13 protein-coding genes are annotated in these 18,045 nt (G+C 43.4%); 2 read left to right on the top strand and 11 right to left on the bottom strand.

Going from position 1 to position 18,045, the window contains the following annotated elements; translation table 11 throughout:
* Positions 1 to 176: 176 nt before the first annotated feature.
* Positions 177 to 1,088, bottom strand: coding sequence for a glycosyltransferase family 2 protein (locus tag IRE19_RS02225; protein WP_203339181.1), 912 nt, complete (start codon positions 1,086 to 1,088; stop codon positions 177 to 179).
* A 200-nt stretch (positions 1,089 to 1,288) separates the two neighbouring features.
* Positions 1,289 to 2,416, bottom strand: a complete 1,128-nt coding sequence (locus tag IRE19_RS02220; RefSeq protein ID WP_238943033.1) for a right-handed parallel beta-helix repeat-containing protein — start codon at positions 2,414 to 2,416, stop codon at positions 1,289 to 1,291.
* Positions 2,417 to 2,798: 382 nt separating this feature from the next.
* Here IRE19_RS02220 and IRE19_RS02215 point away from each other — a divergent pair, with 382 nt between their 5' ends.
* Positions 2,799 to 3,806, top strand: a complete 1,008-nt coding sequence (locus IRE19_RS02215) for a GNAT family N-acetyltransferase (protein ID WP_203339180.1) — start codon at positions 2,799 to 2,801, stop codon at positions 3,804 to 3,806.
* A gap of 479 nt (positions 3,807 to 4,285) precedes the next feature.
* Here the strand turns inward: IRE19_RS02215 and IRE19_RS02210 are convergent, their stop codons facing one another.
* The 9 genes from IRE19_RS02210 to galU all read right to left on the bottom strand — a co-directional run bounded on the left by IRE19_RS02210 (position 4,286) and on the right by galU (position 15,330).
* Positions 4,286 to 5,755, bottom strand: a complete 1,470-nt coding sequence (locus IRE19_RS02210) for a lipopolysaccharide biosynthesis protein (protein ID WP_203339179.1) — start codon at positions 5,753 to 5,755, stop codon at positions 4,286 to 4,288.
* Between the two features lie 40 nt (positions 5,756 to 5,795).
* A complete protein-coding gene (locus IRE19_RS02205; RefSeq protein ID WP_191713704.1) occupies positions 5,796 to 6,761 on the bottom strand; it encodes a glycosyltransferase family 2 protein in 966 nt (321 codons plus the stop codon).
* 301 nt (positions 6,762 to 7,062) lie between these two features.
* Positions 7,063 to 8,028, bottom strand: a complete 966-nt coding sequence (gene galE / locus IRE19_RS02200) for a UDP-glucose 4-epimerase GalE (RefSeq protein ID WP_203339178.1) — start codon at positions 8,026 to 8,028, stop codon at positions 7,063 to 7,065.
* Positions 8,029 to 8,303: 275 nt separating this feature from the next.
* Entirely contained in the window at positions 8,304 to 9,434 is a 1,131-nt protein-coding gene (locus IRE19_RS02195; protein WP_203339177.1) for a right-handed parallel beta-helix repeat-containing protein, read from the bottom strand.
* Between the two features lie 135 nt (positions 9,435 to 9,569).
* Positions 9,570 to 9,842, bottom strand: coding sequence for a hypothetical protein (locus IRE19_RS02190; RefSeq protein ID WP_238943032.1), 273 nt, complete (start codon positions 9,840 to 9,842; stop codon positions 9,570 to 9,572).
* A 176-nt stretch (positions 9,843 to 10,018) separates the two neighbouring features.
* Complete coding sequence (locus IRE19_RS02185; protein WP_191713700.1) at positions 10,019 to 10,504, bottom strand: VanZ family protein; 486 nt, start codon at positions 10,502 to 10,504, stop codon at positions 10,019 to 10,021.
* A gap of 185 nt (positions 10,505 to 10,689) precedes the next feature.
* Complete coding sequence (locus IRE19_RS02180) at positions 10,690 to 11,700, bottom strand: GNAT family N-acetyltransferase (RefSeq protein WP_203339176.1); 1,011 nt, start codon at positions 11,698 to 11,700, stop codon at positions 10,690 to 10,692.
* 460 nt (positions 11,701 to 12,160) lie between these two features.
* Positions 12,161 to 14,266, bottom strand: coding sequence for an LTA synthase family protein (locus IRE19_RS02175; protein ID WP_203339175.1), 2,106 nt, complete (start codon positions 14,264 to 14,266; stop codon positions 12,161 to 12,163).
* A gap of 182 nt (positions 14,267 to 14,448) precedes the next feature.
* Positions 14,449 to 15,330, bottom strand: a complete 882-nt coding sequence (gene galU / locus IRE19_RS02170) for a UTP--glucose-1-phosphate uridylyltransferase GalU (RefSeq protein WP_191713696.1) — start codon at positions 15,328 to 15,330, stop codon at positions 14,449 to 14,451.
* 293 nt (positions 15,331 to 15,623) lie between these two features.
* Between galU and IRE19_RS02165 the strand changes: the two genes are divergently transcribed.
* On the top strand, positions 15,624 to 18,011 hold the full coding sequence (locus tag IRE19_RS02165; RefSeq protein WP_432419927.1) for an EAL domain-containing protein: 2,388 nt from the start codon (positions 15,624 to 15,626) through the stop codon (positions 18,009 to 18,011).
* Positions 18,012 to 18,045: the final 34 nt, after the last annotated feature.

Raw genomic sequence — 18,045 nt, 5'->3', positions numbered from 1 at the left:
CTTTTTATTTGATCAAATTTAGAAACTAAAATTATCTTCTACAGATCCAGCCAGATAGCCGCTTTAAACTAATTCCAATGCATGAGAATTAATAACAAAAGGCGATTCCTGAGAATTGGCCACGCCAACTTTCAGGAATCGCCTTTTATTTGTTCAGGATTATATCCAGGCATTTTTCAGATGGTAATCCGCTTGAAGACCCGTTTAAAAAATTCCGGTTGCATGTAGAACTGCCGGTACCCTTTTTTCAAGGTCTCTTTTATTTTTAATTGTTTCAACAAGATATAAAAGCGGTTTCGTCTTTTCGTGCGATTGATGACGTAATCGTATTTGAAATTAGTGAAAGTATTGATTTCGTCGAGCAAAACGGCGACTTCCTGGAGGTGTTTTTGTTTTGCGGCAACATCAGAGACTTGCATATCCGTCCAAGAGCCTTTGACCTCCACCCGGTAAGCAGCCATATTTCGATCCATGTAATAGAAAGTGCCTCTCAATGCCCCCCAGATAACCAATGGATAATCGCCAATGGTGGCATTCAAATAAAACTCCGGCATCTTAGGTATTTTTTCGCGAGAATACAAAATCGAGTTGGTGGCGAACAGATCTCCCCCACCCTCAATCACTTCTTCTACCGAAAAGATTTTATCCTTATGGCTCGGCCGTATAGTCGCGACTTTTTTCTTGCTTACCGCAGAGACCTTTTCTGCAGCATGGACACACATGCTGCATTCGGGGTGCGCCTCCATATAATCGACTTGCCTCTGCAACTTTTCCGGATCGGTCCAATAATCATCACCTTCACAAATCGCCAAGTATTTCCCTCGCGCCCGTTCATCGTTGAACGTCTCAAACGGAACATCTTTGGAATACTGATTTTCCGTCTGATAAATGGGTTTGATGATATCCGGATACCTTTGTTCATAGCTTCTAATGATATCAGCTGTCCGGTCAGTCGATGCATCGTCATGTACTAGAATTTCAAAAGCGAAATTTGTTTTCTGCATCAATATACTCTCTAATGCTTCCGCTATGAAATCTTCCTGATTATAGCTGTTGCACTCAACGCTCACCATTATTTCGTTTGCCATAAGCCACAGACTCCTCTTCAATTAAGTAAGTTTCCGTCACCAGCTATAGTGCCTCGGCTTTACTAGTATGCACCTGCTTCAGCTGAATGGAATGCCTCTGAAACTTTTATACACACTACATCTTAGCATGAATTTAACTGAATAAACGTATTATTCAGAAATATTAACCATAACTTAACAATTTCGTAACTCATTTCAGGTTATTCGCCTTTCACAAAAAAATTATCTTTTTTATAAACTTTCCGCAACTTCTCATCTCGAATGATTAAATTATTTTCTTCTACTGTGTTTCCTTGTATTTGATGTCCCTTCCCAACATTGACATAGATGCCCCGCTCGGAATCTTCCCGAGAATTGATGGCCAAATTATTAAAAATGCGTATGTTGTGGCTAGGAGTCATCAAATTATTGCCTCCATCACCGGGTCTGACCGCAATATTGAATTCATTATCGTACGTCAGATTGCCGACGATGATATTGGAATCCGCGCCATTTTTAACATCGATGCCATAATAAAACCCACTGACTGAATTTTTTTCGATCACACTTTCCTTTTCGCTTTCAATCGTAATTCCCTGCTGATCGGTATAGCCTTCGCGGTCTTCCGTTACTACACAGCCTTTGACTAGATTTTGTTTGCCACCACCGAATAAGGAAAGATGGCCATCTCCCGAATTTCTGACAACACAAGATTCAATTGTATTGTAGTCCGACGCAAAATTAATGATGCCTGAACCATAATTAAATTCGCTCGTCACATTCCGGACGATATTGTCATTGGCGTGATGCAAGTGGATGCCTTGAGAGTAATTTTTTGTATACACATTTTCTATCGAACTTTTCTGGCTGTCTTGAAGCAAAATGGCAATGTTCGAAATCAATGACCCGCTCTTCGGCAATTCATCTCCCAGCAAAAATCCGCCTTTCAAATGGACATCCGCCGTATCCGTAATCCAGAATACGCCGTATTCGCCTTTGGATTCTGTTTTGAATATCGCTTGTTCCATGATAATGGTAATAGGTTTGGATACCTTCAATGCAAAGTAACTGTCCCCGTATCCAGTGCTTGCTTTGAAATCAGGATTTTTGCTCAATTTATAAATACCAGGAGGAATATGAATCGTCCCGCCAATTGGAGTTTCATCAATCGCGCGCTGTATCGCTCTTGTATCATCCGTCACACCGTCACCTTCCGCCTCAAATTGTACTCCTGCATCAATCCTGTTTTCCTCCAGTAAAAAAAGTTTTCCGGTAAAAAAAATGAGTGCCACTCCGATCATTCCCAAAAGAAACAAGAGCCATTTGCTGTGGTTATTATTGGAAACCATTCACATTCTCCTCTTAAGTGCAATTGAAGATTAAAATTGCCGATCCACCCTGAACTTCATATTCTTTAGTATAGAATATTTTTTCTAAAAATGCACATTTTTCTGAATACTAATACCCCATAAAAAACTTAAATTACAATTTTTCCTTTCTTACTGCTTACTTTTCCTTATATGAATTCGACAAAAACAAAATTATCACTAGCATTTACCTACTTTTTTCGTTACAATCGGTATGAAGTTAAATTTAATTGAAAATTTAGTAATATCAATCATCTTCAACATACAGCTGCTAATATAGCAGAATTTTCTCTTAGATTGCAGTCTGCACTACTAGTGAAGACGTGAATCCACATCAAAATATACGAAGAAATGAGGTTTTGATTTGAAAGATTTATTTTTCATAAAAGATTATGCCCAGTTGTATGAGCATATCGAAGGAGGAACTTGTGAAGTTTTCGAATTCGAACATCCTTTGGGATCTGTCTATCATCAATTCATTAAACGGGAAATTCCCATCCAACTGGAAGGCGGGTCATACTTTGATCTGCTCACCCCCTACGGTTATGGGGGGCCAGTCATCACGGAACTGAAAGATGACACGCGCAAAGATGAACTGGTCAAACATTTTTGCCAGGCTTTTCAAGTATATTGCGATGACCATAAGATTGTTACGGAATTTGTCCGCTTCCACCCGCTTATTGACAATGCTTTGGATTTCAAGTCCTGCTATAACGTTTTGTTCAGACGCCATACCACCGGCGTCACTTTGAAAGGTTTCGAAGATCCTGTGCAGGAAGAGTTTTCAGGTTCAACCCGAAAGAGAATCCGTAAAGCGTTAAAGGACGGCGTGACTTACCGGATTACCAGAAATCCTTCTAATTTAGACGAGTTTCAGGACATCTACTTGACGACGATGAAGCGCGTCGGCGCTGGAGACTTCTACTTTTTCGACAAGCAATACTTCTCCAAAATTATCGATAATCTAGGCGAACACCTTATAATAGTTGAGGCCATCTACGACTCCCAAGTGATTGGAGCAGAAATGCATTTTCACACGGGGGCGTTTGTCCATACACACCTATCAGGAACTGTGGACGGCTTCAATCATTTATCCCCTGTTTATGTCATGACCTACGCCATCGTAGAGTGGGCAAAAGAACACGGAGTGGAATATATCCATTCCGGCGGCGGCGTCCATCCTGGCCCCGACGACTCCCTCTATGTATTCAAAAAAAGATTTGGTAAAAATACCGAATTCGACTATTATGTAGGCAATAAAGTTTGGAATGAACAAATATACGAGCAGTTGAATCAGCTGACAAATACCGATACAGAAAGCGAACTTTTCCCAGCATATCGGTGGCCCAAAGAACAAACTGTAAGCAGATAATCCTGCTTACCGTTTCAGACTGTAGATAAAGTCTTTCCAAAATGAATAGCGGTGCATACCCCAACCGGTCCGGCCACTTCGCGTTCCGTGGGCTCAGCTTCAGCCTCCTCGTCACTGCGTTCCTGCGGGGTCTTCAGCTTTCGCTGTCCCACAGGAGTCTCCGTGGCCGGCCCGATCGGGGGCGTGTAGCTTCAATCAAAGGAAATAGTCTGCTAGTCAGGATCCGGAAACCATCGTCCCAATAAACTTAGTAACTCCTTCATACAAAAATCCGTAGCGCAAGGCGGCGACTCCAGCGGGATAGCGAAGTGCCGAAATCCACTCGGGCGCCAGTCCGAGTTAGTTCGGCGCAAGCCCGCAGGAAAGCGTCCGCCTGGAGTGCAGGATCCAATAGAAAGACAACAAATTGCATATTCACCCTTTGAACGACATAAATATTCTTTTGTCTACAAGCTGAAACGGTAAGCAGATAATCCTGCTTACCGTTTGTTTTTTTTAGTAAGAACTGACGTCATTAACCCATAAACCGTTCTTAGTTCTGCGATATTTGCAATTCGGCAAACGGCGATATAAATAAAGATTCCAGCAGTTACCTGCAAGACCATTTGGAAAAGAAGATTCCCTTCAACTTGCTGACCGATCAGCCACGCTACAGCGCCCATCCCAAACGAAATCAAATAAATCGGAAGCAGGTCACCCAATTTCTCCATAGCCGGATACGCCACTTCCCTTTTGGAAACATGGCTGTTGACGAAGAACTCAAAATACGTGTTTAAAATAGCTGCTCCGATCAGCCCGATGACCCCCAATTCCAGCCACACTGCCAGGAACAAAAGAATCGTCAATGAAAGTTTATTGATGATCTCTAAATACAGGTAAAGGTCCGATCGTCCTTTCACCTGCAAAATACTTAAATCGAGAGCCAAAATGGGGTACAGCATTCCAGCGATGGACAGCAATTGGAAATAAAGCACCATCGGCAGCCACTTTTCACCGAACACCAACAACACTAAAGGTTCCCCTATCGCAGCCATGCCGACCATTACCGGGAAAATGAGGAAAGCGGCAAGCCTGGTGATGTTTTTATAGGACTGTTTCAAGCGTTCGTGTTCATCCTGGATGCTGCTGAGCACCGGATAAGTCACCCTTAAAATAGTCGCCGCCAAATTCTGCGAAACGATTTCGCTGAAACGGGAGGCGTTTGTATAATAGCCCAACTGTGCCGCTGAATATTGCCTTCCGATAATCAGGAAATAGACATTCGTATAGAAAGTATCAATCATTCCGGAGACAAGAAGTTTCCAGCCAAATCCGAACAAACGCTTGAACGAAGACACACTGAACACCAAAGAAGGCACCCACTTTTTCGTCACCGTGAACAACAGAGACTGGATGGCATTCATCGATAATTGCCGCAGCACCAGACTCCAAACCCCGTAGCCCGCCAATGCCAGCCCCACCGCAAAAAGACCGGACAAGATACTGGAACTTAAATTGATTTTGGCCTGCGTTTTAAAGTTTACTTCTTTGGCGAACATGGCTTTTGGAATGACGGCAAATGCGTTAATGACGATTCCAATAGATAATACACGGACCAGTGCCACCAGCTGCGGTTCGCCGAAGAAACGGCTGATTGCCGGAGCAGCCAGGAACAAGATCAAATAAATCAAGAACGATACAACTAGATTAAAATAAAAGACGGTTGAATAATCCGTTTGGTTGGCGTGGCGTTCACGGATTAAAGCTTGTGTAAATCCACTGTCGACCAACGAATTTGACAAGGCGATAAATATCAGAATCATGCCGATCAATCCAAAATGTTCAGGCAGCAACAACCGCGCCAAAATAATCTGGATGAGGAACTGTATGCCTTGGTTGCCTATCAGGTCACCAAAACTCCACACCAGACCGCCAATTGTTTTTTTCTTCAATGATGGTTGTGGTTCCATTTAACGGTCTCCTATCCCCCAGTCCTTCTTACTGCTCTATTTACTGGACAAATTTCCACTTTGCTTTGCGGATGCTTTCAGTAACATTCGGGAAATAGCGTTTCATCCCCATCAAGACACGTTGTTTTGTGCCAAGCTCTAAATAGATTTGCCGAAATTCACCGCTTTTTGCTTCTTTGAACTTCCTCTGCTCCACCAAAAGCGAAAATTGGTAGCCCCGTTTTGCTTTTTCCAATGCGCCGTTGTATTGAAAATTCGTATACTCGTTGATTTCATCAAACATTTTTTCCATATCGTGATAATGGTTGATGCGTTTCATACTGGTCGCCAGCTCACGTTCTGTCCAAGACCCTTTCACCCCGACGCGGTAAGCGGACATATTGTCATCCAAATAATCCACCGTTCCATGAAGCGCAGCTAAAATAACCATCGGATAGTCGCCTACCGTCGCATTTAAATAAAACGGAGCCAATTCCGGGATTTTTTCTTTTGAATAAACCATCGAATTTGTGGCTACCAGGTCCCCTCCGCCTTCTATGACGCGTTCCATGGATAAAATGGCATTGGCCTTCTCGGGCCGCACTGTGGAAAGGATTTTTTTCTTATCCGATAAAACCCGGTCGGCTGCATGGACAGTCATGCTGCAATTCGGATGCGCCTCCATATAATCAATCTGTTTTTGCAATTTATAAGGATCCGTCCAATAATCGTCCCCTTCGCAAACAGCGATATACTTTCCGTTCGCCCGGTTGTGGTTGAACAATTCCACACGGACTCCTTTTGAGTATTGGTTTTCGGTTTGGTAAATTGGTTTAATCAGATCAGGATAGCGATTTTCATACTCTCGGATGACACGCGGCCCTTGATCGGTTGAGGCATCGTCATAAATCAAAATTTCAAAATCAAAATTTGTTTTCTGCATCAAAAAGCTGTCGATTGCTTCAGCAAGATAATCCCCATGGTTATAGCTTGTACAGACAACGCTGACTAATGGATTCTTATTCATAAGTTTCTCTCCTCTTAATGTAATTTGGGGATTGAGTGATAAGGGGTAATAGCTATCTTAAAAATGGAGGAAGCAAACAAATTCGAAACCATTACTATATACTCAGTTCCGTTTTGTTTTTCCCATTCTATCACAAACAATAGGTTTAAATATAGATAATTCGCTCTATTTAGAAAATAAATTATGTTATTTAAATTTCAGCGCTTTTAATCATCAAAAGTGTTTGATCGCCCTTAGTTTACAGGCATAAAAAATCCCTTGAGCGTTTGGATGCTCAAGGGATCTTTTCAACTGTTATTTTTCACTTTGAATGCCATGCCCAGGCGCTGGAAATGATGGCTTCCAAATCGAATGCCGGTTTCCACCCCAAAGCCGCTGCAATTTTAGTGGAGGAAGCGACTAAAGTAGCCGGATCTCCCGCGCGCCGATCGACATACTCAATTGTTGCTTGCCGTTTTGAAATCGCTTCGCAAGCTTTAATGATTTCATTCACTGAGTATCCTGCTCCATTGCCAAGGTTATAGGTTTCATTCGCAATTTCCCCTTTGGCCATTCCCTCATAGGACAGGATATGCGCACGCGCCAAATCGGTGACATGGATATAATCCCGGACACAAGTGCCGTCAGCCGTATCGTAGTCCGTTCCGAAGACTGAAATTTTTTCCCGCTGCCCCAAAAGATGCTGAAGCACGATCGGAATCAAATGCGATTCGGGATCGTGGCTTTCACCGATTGTTCCTGATTCATGCGCGCCTGCCGCATTAAAGTAACGGAGCACGACATATTGGAAATCGTGGACATGCGCAATGTCAGCCAAAATCTGTTCCACCATCAGTTTAGAGCGGCCATATGGATTGATCGGCTTATTGGCGGTTTCTTCCGTGATCATCTCCGTATCCGGAATTCCATAAGTGGCAGCGGTTGATGAAAAGATGAAGCGCTTAACATTATGTTCAATCATTTTCTCGAGCAACACGAGCGTCGCGCTGACATTATTGCGGTAATACTTCAACGGATTTTCCACCGATTCGCCTACCAGGCTATTGGCTGCAAAATGGAATACGGCATCGATCGCATGATCCGTAAAAATGCGATCAAGCACCGCGCCATCACCTAAATCCCCTTTGACAAAAGTCGCCCGCTCATCAATCAACGATTCAAAACCGGTGGTCAAATTATCCAGCACCACCACTTCATATGTATCGACCAATTCCTTCACTGTATGGCTGCCGATGTACCCGGCGCCTCCACAAACCAGTATTGCCATAAATCCTTTTCCTCCTCTACCTCATAAAAGATGTTTATTGCCTCAATTATACCATTTGAAGGAAATCTGTATGAAAGTATTTCCATCAGAATTGGCTGAACGCACCTCAACTGGCTTTAAGCGCACCTCAACTCGTTCTAACCGCACCTCAACAGCCGATTTCCGCACTTCACTAACCAAAGAGCGCACCTCCATACTCTTTTGCCGCCCCCCTTTTTGTCCATAAAAAAACACGTTCCCCTTGATGCCATTGCTGGCCCCAACAGGATACGTGTTCAGCTTCCATCTTCCGTCACAAAATAATTTTGGCTTTCATAAAGTTCTAAATCTTCCTCAGGCAGAATTAGATTGCCCGGGTTCAAGGTATTGCCAGTCACGACATGCCCGTCACCCGCCCCGACATAGATGCCGTATGAAGATTTATCGCGTGGATCGACTACCATATTGTTCAAAATTTGCGTGTTGTAACTAGGCAGTTGGAGATTTGCACCGCCATCCCCGCCTCGTACAGCAATATTGTACTCATTATCGTAAGCGATGTTCGATTTGATAATGTTCCCTTCCGATCCATTTTTAACATCGATGCCGTAATAAAAACCGCTGACGGTGTTGTTTTCAATCAAACTGCCTTTTTCACTTTCTACCGTAATGCCCTGCTGATCGGTAAATTCCGGGCGGTCTTCAGTAACCATGCAATTGACTACATGGTTCTCTTCGCCACCTCCATACAAAGATAAATGGCCGTCACCGGAATTCCTCACCACACAAGAATCAATAAGATTTCTATTGGAATCGAAACTGATAATGCCTGATCCATGATTGAACTCTGAAGTTACTTTTCGGACGACATTATTATCTGAATGATTGAGGTGGACCCCTTGAGAAAAGTTTTTCAGATAGGTGCCTTCAATTGAGCTATCGTTTGTATAAAAAAACAATACTCCCACATGGGAAGTTAATTCTCCTTCTGTCGGCTCACGCTCTCCCATTACAACGCCGCCTTTTAAATGGACATCGTCAGTTTCATTGATCAAAAATACCCCATATTCTTCCTCTGCCGTTGTTTGGAGTATGACTTCCTCCATTAAAATAGTAATTGGTTTTGAGATCTTTAGAGCAAAATAACTTTCGCCATATTCAGTAACGGCTAAATTATCAGGGTTTTTACTGAGTTTGTATACGCCTGGCGGAATTTCCAGCGTACCTCCTGCTGGAGTCTCATCAATGGCGGTTTGAAGTTCCACCGTTTTATCAACCGCTTCTTCTAAATTGGCACTATAACTTTCCTGGCCATTTTCTTCTTCATTTCCTTGCGTTAACTTTTCAATCATCAAAAAGAAATAGCCGAGTCCCACAACTCCTAAGAGCATCAGCAAAACAGATCCTATTTTTTTGTTTTTCTTCATGATATGCACCTCCTTGAGGCAGAATAGCCTTCCTTCTTATCATACAGAATATAGGTGCAAAATCACAGTTTTATAACTGAAAATTCAATGTTTATAATTTATTCAGTAAATTAGTCCTAAAAAATACCACATCCATTAGAGTTGTTCTGATGGATGTGGCGCTTTTCTCTCTTTGTGAAGTTTAGGGGGTTCAGTTTCTTCAATCAGGGATGTTTCCACTATGCTTTCCTGCATGGTTTCGTTTCCTCGTGCAAGCAATTCCTGACGATGGCCACGGGCCACATCTTCTCTCTTCGAGCTCGCTTTTCCTAAAGAAAAAACAACGGCCAGGACAAACAAAAAGCCGCCGGTAATTAAAGCCCACATACGATCCACCTCTTTTGTTCCAACCTTGCTGATGTCATTCATACTCTACTCCTTGTGATTTCCAAAATACTAGTTTGATGAAAACTGCTCCCAAACAAGTATAAAGCTTTTCTTATTTATACCATCTTACGATAAATTTTTGGCATTTACTAGGTTCATTTGTCACAGAAAGGTGAGTATCGATGAATCTAATGACATAAGATAGGCAGCGGCAATTACTACAATTCCGCTTTTTTCTGCTTATCATCGCTATTTTTCCATAAGCCCACAACTTTAGCGGCAATCATGTAGACCCCGACTCCGACCGCAGCTCCTGTGCTGTCAATTAGAACATCTCTAACTTCACCGCTCCGCCCTTCGATAAACAATTGGTGGATTTCATCGGTCGCTGCAAACAACACACACATCCCAAAACCCAAGAACAATTGTTTCCAACCTCGATATCCACTGCTTTTCCAAGCATTCAAACTTAACAGGCTCAAAAACAAATAGGCCATAAAATGAGCGTTTTTCCGGACGAAGGTATGGAAACTTTCCACATTTAATTCAAGGTTCGGAGCTACTTGATCGATAAAATTCAAAAGTGTCGCAACTATGCCTGAACTCAAATCACTTGATGCCGAACCTGGCTGATGCGACAAATAAAAAATGACAGCCATCCACGAAAAGGCGGCAATCCAGGAAATACTTCTATATGCAGTCATTTTACAAATCCTTTTCTAGTAGAATCAATTAATGGCATTCGTTTTATTATAGCATTCGGCATTGGAAAACTTCACCTGACATCAGCACTCGATCCTCCACTCATTATTCGTTCCACACTTTTACCGAACTATAAAAAAAGCCTGCATCAAGATGCAGACTTTTTACTAGAGAGCCTATTGATTTTTTAAGGAACAACAGGTTCTTCAAGATTCTTCTTTGAACGATATGTCGGAAATGATCCTGTGCCCACTTCTGTCCCCACCGTTTTGCAAAGCAATTCATAGACTTTCTGATTCCATATCTTATAGCTGACATAGTACTTGAATTCTGTATTTTTGCCGAATTGTTTTTTCAGCAAGTACAACGGATCATCGATCTCGCCTGTGACACCGCCGCCTTCGTGGATCAGTTCTATTCCATTTTCTTTCCCCCACATCACCAGTGCCTGGCGCATGACAAATGCCGGAGACAGATGATGAAATTCCTCCATGGTACCGGACAGGTGAATGTGGATAAATTTATCGTAGACCATATTCAGGCCCATTGCGATCGCTTGGCCTTCATATAGAATTTCTACTAATAAAATATGTTCGCCCAAATGCTCGAGCATCTCTTTGAAATAGTCATCATTGAAATAATAGACAGCCTCAGCATTTTTTCTGCTCATCGTGCGATAGTAAATGCGCTTGAATTCTTCCAAATCGGGCGGATTTACTGTCACTCTATACTCCACGCCTGCCGCCAACGCCTTTCGGATGCTTTTTTGCTTAGACTTGGAAAACTCCGATTTGATCGGATCTTCGTAATCCTTTAAGTTTGTTCCGGTAGTGTAGCGGCGGAATGTCAATTCATAGTTGCTGTTGAAATCCTGTGCATTTGTAAATAAAGGATGAAAACGGACAAATTCACTGACAATGTTCTCTTTTCGGCAATATTCTTCAAAGGCGTCGTGGAATGCGTGAACCAATTGGCTCTCGCTGCCCTCTTGGCAATTGATGATTCTTGGTCCTCCATAGCCATAAGGGGTACTGATGTCATAATAGGGCTCTTCATTGATGCATACCGGAATAAGCCGTTTGATGAACAAATGGCTGACACTCCCTAATGGATGCTGGAATTCAAAAACTTCGCATGTCCCCTGCTCAATCTTTTCGTATAAACGCCCATAATCACGTTCAAAGTAAATATCTTTCACCTGGGCCCTGCCTCCTTGTAGCTGTTCTTTGCCATAGCAAAGTCAGTATTCTTGTTGAATTTCCAACCGTTTACATTATTTCATCTATAGTTAGATAGTTTATCATACTTCCAAAGAATTTCCACTGATAATACTGATTTTTTAGATTATTTGAACTACTTAATTTCAAAATAAGTTGATCGATCCCTGAAATTTTGTTTAATGACTGAAAAAAGAACAAGCTCTACTGCAAGGTAGAAGCATATGACAATGGCTCTCCTCTCCTAAACAAATAAGCTGGCGCCTTCGACTAATCAAATCTTTATAATATTTATCATTTGCAGTTTCCATGATTTATCAGATACTCATGGAGGGTACTTATTAAATATGTGAGGATATTTTCATGTGAATTTATGGAGATAACTCCGCTGATACTATCCAATTAGTGAAAAAGCAGTGGCCCGATAATTCGGCCGCTGCTTTACTGTCTGCTCGTTACAACAGTTTCTTCAATTGTAAATTCAGACGTTTCTTTTAATACGGCTCCTCTGGAGTTGTAGACAACCACTTGAATCGCTGCATCTTCTTTCACTTGATCTTTCAACACACTGAATACTGCCAAACCTTGCTCCGCTGGCTGCCATTCGGCAGTGACAGGCTCGCCATCAACCAAAACTTCTGAAAATCTGGGAGCTCCTTCAACATAAAATTCAAACGAATCTGCAGTCTCTACGACTTTTTGTGCAAGCATTTCAGGGTAAAGCCCTAAATGGTAATCTGCAGAAGGCGTCCTAACAAGTTCCGGCATCAAGTATTCCGAGTAGCGCTTGCCATGCAGCAAGTCGTATTGAATCATCTGCAAGTCTTTCATCTGTTGAGTCTGCGGCCCCATTTCACTTTGCCACTGATTGTACGGAATCACCGCATCTCCCTGTTCCCGCATATCGTCGAGTATCGCCGTCACCGTATTGCCCTGGACGCCTGCCATCTCAAGTGCCAAGGCACTAAACTGATTAGGGGTGACGTCAAGTTCTGCGGGTTGATTGCCATCGGATTTCCAGATGAAATACGGCACTTTATGGGTGGCAATAAAATCGTCGTAATCCCCCAGCATGTCGTTCGCAATGCCTGTGCCCGCTTCTCCATACATCGCTTCATTATCTGTAAAAGATGGGTAATGGTCTCCGAAAAACAGCAGGATTGTCGGCTCGCCCCGCGCTTCAATTTCCTCCACCATCCGGCCGAGTTCGGCATCAGCGCCATGCACTTTCCCCGTATAATTGGCCAGATATTGTTCGGTTTCCTCCGGCAGCGTGCCGCTGTTCATAAATTCCGATTGCTCGGTTTTGTAATAGGGACTATGGCCTTCAGCTGCCACCGCATGAATAAAATCCGGTCCTTCGGTTCTATCCAGAGTCGCTATAACTGAATCTGTAATGTGTTTGTCTTTTGGAAATCCTTTTCCGGGATCGTTGGGTTGGTCCAAATCCATGAATTCACCCGAGATGAAACGGTTAAAGCCCATTTGGCGATACACCGATTCACGCTGGTAAAACCAGCCAAAGTAGGAATGGATTGCAGTTGTTTCATAATCCGCTTCCCTGAAAGCATAAGCCGCGGACGGCAACGGCTTGGTAATATACAACTGGTACGGCACGAAATTCGCCGGCATGAACTGCATACTGAAGCCAGTCAACGCTTCAAATTCTACATTGGCCGTCCCTCCACCGAATTCCGAGGAATACATTCCGCCATGCAGTGATTCATTAAACAGGCGGCGGAAATTAGGGACTGGATCTTTAGCAAAATGCTGTTCCCCAAATAAATATGGATCAACGAACGATTCACTCATCAGGAAAATGACATTCGGTTTTTCCCCGCCTGCTCTTTCATCCGGCTGGTACTTTTCCGCAATGGTTTTCATGTTATCTGCAGAAAAACCTTCAGGCGGGTCAATTCGGGAATTTTTCGCCAGCATGACGAAGTTGCCGAAGACGCCGTTGCGCATTAGTGCCACTTCCAACTTCCACCACGTATTTTCAAATTGCGCATTTTTCATCGGAGAAGCGGGTTTCTCGGTCCAAATCATCGCCAGGAACAACACGGAAACAAGAAAAACACCTGTCTTGAGGATCCAGTTTTCCTTCAGTTTCGGTACACCGACCACAATCGCCACAATCAACGCAATGAAAGCCAAACCAATGCCCGCAAGCAACGGAATGTTGACGCCCACCGGCTGCTCCAGACTGCCCAATTCTTTCAGCAACGCAAAATCCCCGAGTGAAATCGGCGAGCTGCGGAGCTCCATTTTCACTTGATTGGCATAAGCGAAGACCACCAAAAAGCTGCTCAAGATCAGGCTTGTAACCATGAACCATTTTCTTGGCAGGATATACAATAGATTGAACAATGCCAGCAACAACAGCACATTGACCATAAAGCGCTGGGGCAACTCCACCACCCATTCCCGCAGCGGCAAAGTCAGCACTTCACGGACCAGCCGTTCACTGACATACAATGTTGCAAGCGGTAAGCCGACCATGAAGAAAAGCGTCAACAGCCACACCGCTATTTTTTTGAAACTCAAATTTTTCACCACTTCAAACACTCATTTCTTTTAGAGTCGATTATAAAAATTTCAAATCCTATTCCAATGGATATAGAACCTTTTCAGTGTACCATTATCTGCCGGCTGCAATAACCGGCTGCAGGCAAAAAAACGCTTCGCCTTAGTGGCTGAAGCGCTTTGCTTTATCTATACACAGGCCATCACTTTTCGTTGATATACGACTCTTTTAACTTTTCATCAAATAACTTCAGCAACCGATCTTTCAATTCAGGGCGCTTCAACGCAAATTCAATGGTCGTTTCGATAAAGCCGTATTTCTCACCAACGTCAAAACGACGTCCTTCAAATTCATAGGCATAGACCGATTGGACTTCATTCAGCATTTGAATAGCATCCGTCAGTTGGATTTCGCCGCCTGCGCCAAGCTGGTGGCGGCCCAAAAACTCAAAAATTTCCGGTGTCAGGATGTAACGCCCCATAATGGCATAATTCGAAGGCGCCGTTCCCGCGGCGGGCTTCTCGACGAAATTATCAACTTTGATCAATTTCCCGTCAATTGAAACAGGATTGATGATGCCGTAGCGGTGGGTTTCATCTTCCGGCACCTGCTGAACACCGATAATGCTTTTGCCGGTCTCTTCATTTTGCTTCATTAACTGACCCAGGCATGGCTCTTCATTCTCCACAATGTCATCGCCCAATAAGACAGCAAACGGTTCATTGCCGATAAAGCGGCGCGCAGACCAAATAGCATGTCCGAGGCCCAGCGGCTCTTTTTGTCGGATGTAATGGATTTCGACAGTAGATGTTTCCAAAACAGAATCCAGCATATCGGTCTTGCCTTTTTTCAACAGCGTATCTTCAAGTTCGAAAGCATGATCGAAATGGTCTTCAATCGCACGCTTGCCTTTGCCCGTTACGATGATGATATCTTCAATTCCCGAAGCGATCGCTTCTTCGACTATGTATTGAATAGTGGGTTTATCAACGATGGGCAACATTTCCTTCGGCATGGCTTTTGTCGCTGGCAAGAATCGGGTTCCGAGCCCCGCAGCCGGAATAATCGCTTTTTTGACTTTCATCTCTTCACCTTCCCAATCCACATTTTTGACTGATACAACTCATTGCATACATTTTGCTGAATCCGAACAATGTTCTACAAATAAACCAAATTATTTTCTTTATTTTCCATTTACTATTCAGTATAAAGCAGTCTGAGCAATTAAGCACCCTTGAGTTGACAGAAATTTAAATTTATTATCAAAACAGTACTAAGATGCTAAAATAAATGGACTATAGGTCTATAAATCTATTAATAACTTCCTGTTTTTTCTGTATAGTCAACCCTAAACACCCATTCAAGTTAAAAGAAAGAGTGAAATTTTTGAACTTATTACCATTATCTTACGATTGGCCATTATTTGTTTTATCCATTGCTGTCGTTTTCATTTCTGCTTATACAGCTTTAACTATAAGCAGCACATTATTTTCCACTGTCGGCAGAGATCGGGTTAAATGGATTCTTCATGGCGCTCTGGTCATGGGCCTTGGAATTTGGTCCATGCATTTCATCGGCATGCTGGCTTCCCATCTATCAGTGGAGGTCACTTATCATACACCCTTAGTCATTCTTTCTATTTTCCCTGCCTTATTTGCCAGCGGAATTGCCTTTGCCATCACCAGCAAACCACAAGTCCGCAAAATAGAAGTGGCCATAGGTGCCATAATGATTACAATCGGCATTATTGCCATGCATTACAGCGGTATGGCAGCTATGCAGATGCAGGCCAACATCCAATACGATGTGCCTTTGGTTATCCTGTCAGTTTTCGTCGCTTTGGCCGCTTCGCTCCTGGCGATGTTCCTGCTGTTTTATGCGCGGGCACGCAGCAAGCTGATTGGACTGAAAGTCGTCAGTGCAGCATTGATTGCCATAGGCGTTTCAGGAATGCATTATGTCGGCATGGCAGCTGTGCAATTTAAAATGGATTCACACACACATACAATGGCCGGAAATACGATGGGCAGCAGTTATATTGCCTATAATGTCGGAATTGGGATGGCGCTGATTTTGCTGATTGCCATCACCAGGATCCGCAGTGAGACGAAAGTGAAGTCTCTGTCAGACGATTACGATCGCCAATTCCACTCGGTCATCGAGTCCACTGCAGACGGCATTGTCGTTACAGATGCTGCAGGAACCATTAGCCAATGGAATAATGGAGCTCAATCGCTTTTCGGCTACAGTAAAGAAGAGATCCTACAACAGAATGTCCGAATGATTTTCGAACATCAAACTCATCTGGAACACGATTCATTGGACCTGATCGGCAAAACCATTGAATTGATTGGCTTTAAAAAAGATGGCACCCGATTTCCAGTGGAATTGTCCATGGGCACTTGGCAGATGGCGAACAGCGCTTATTACAGCCTGATCATCCGGGACATCACCGAACGGAAAGCAACAGAAGAGAAAATCAGCAATCTCGTTTATTTGGATTCCTTGACCGAACTGCCGAACCGGCGCTTATTCAACGATCGTCTCGAGTCGTCAATCGATCAGGCAGCAGGCAATGGGAAAGTGCTGTCTATCCTTTATCTGGACCTTGACCAATTTAAACTGATCAACGACACTTATGGCCATCAAACCGGGGATCGCCTGTTGGTTGAGGCAAGCACACGCATCAAATCCTGCCTTTCAAAAACAGATACGCTAGCACGCCTTGGCGGCGATGAATTCATCGTATTGCTGCTGAATGCGGATTATACGAAAACAGAAGCGGTTGCACAAAAAATTCTCGGTGCGCTGAACGAACCTTTCCTATTAAATGATGAAACCGTCTTTACTACTTCGTCAATCGGCGGCAGCCTCTTCCCTTCTGATGGCCAGTCACCGGAAATACTGGTCAAGAATGCCGACATCGCCATGTACCGCGCCAAAGAGGAAGGGCGAAACAACTTCCAATTCTTCACTTCCGAAATGAATGAGTTGGTCTCACGGAAATCCAAAATTTCCATGAGTATCCGTAAAGGATTGGAGCTTGGCGAGTTTACGGTCCATTACCAGCCGCAGATCGACATCACGTCCGAAAAAATCATCGGCGTCGAAGCGTTGGTCCGCTGGAATCACTCGCTTTTGGGACCGATTTCTCCAGCAGAATTCATTCCCATCGCGGAAGAAAACAGCATGATTCTCCAGATCGGCGAATACGTTCTCCATACGGCCTGCCAGCAGAATAAATCCTGGCAGGATGCTGGTTTAGAGCCTTTCCGCGTGGCTGTAAACATTTCTGCAAAGCAGTTTTCCCAAGGCAATATCGCCGAAATCGTTACATCCGCTTTGAACCAGTCAGGGCTTGCTCCTGAGTTTTTGGAACTCGAATTGACTGAAAGCATCATCCAAGGAACAGCTTCCGCCATTTCAAAAATGCAGGAATTGAAAGCTATGGGCATCCATTTGTCGATTGATGATTTCGGCACGGGTTATTCCTCCTTGAGCTATTTGAAAATGTTCCCGATTGATACATTAAAAATCGACCAGCATTTCACACGCAATATCCACAGCAATCCCAAAGACGCGGCTCTGGTTGATACCATTATTCAGATGGCCCATAACCTGGAGCTGAATGTGATTGCAGAAGGTGTGGAAACGCCGGAACAACTGGCTTTTTTGAAAACCAAAAAATGCAATCAAGCTCAGGGCTATTTCTTCCATAAACCGATGCTTCCTGAAATGATTGAAGAATTATATGTAAAAGCATAAACAGACCAGCCCCCATGCAGAAGCCTTAGCTTCC

The organism is Planococcus beijingensis, from assembly GCF_016820615.1.
Classification (GTDB): domain Bacteria; phylum Bacillota; class Bacilli; order Bacillales_A; family Planococcaceae; genus Planococcus; species Planococcus notacanthi.
Note: the sequence above shows the minus strand (reverse complement) of the source record. Positions and strands in the feature narration are given on the sequence as shown.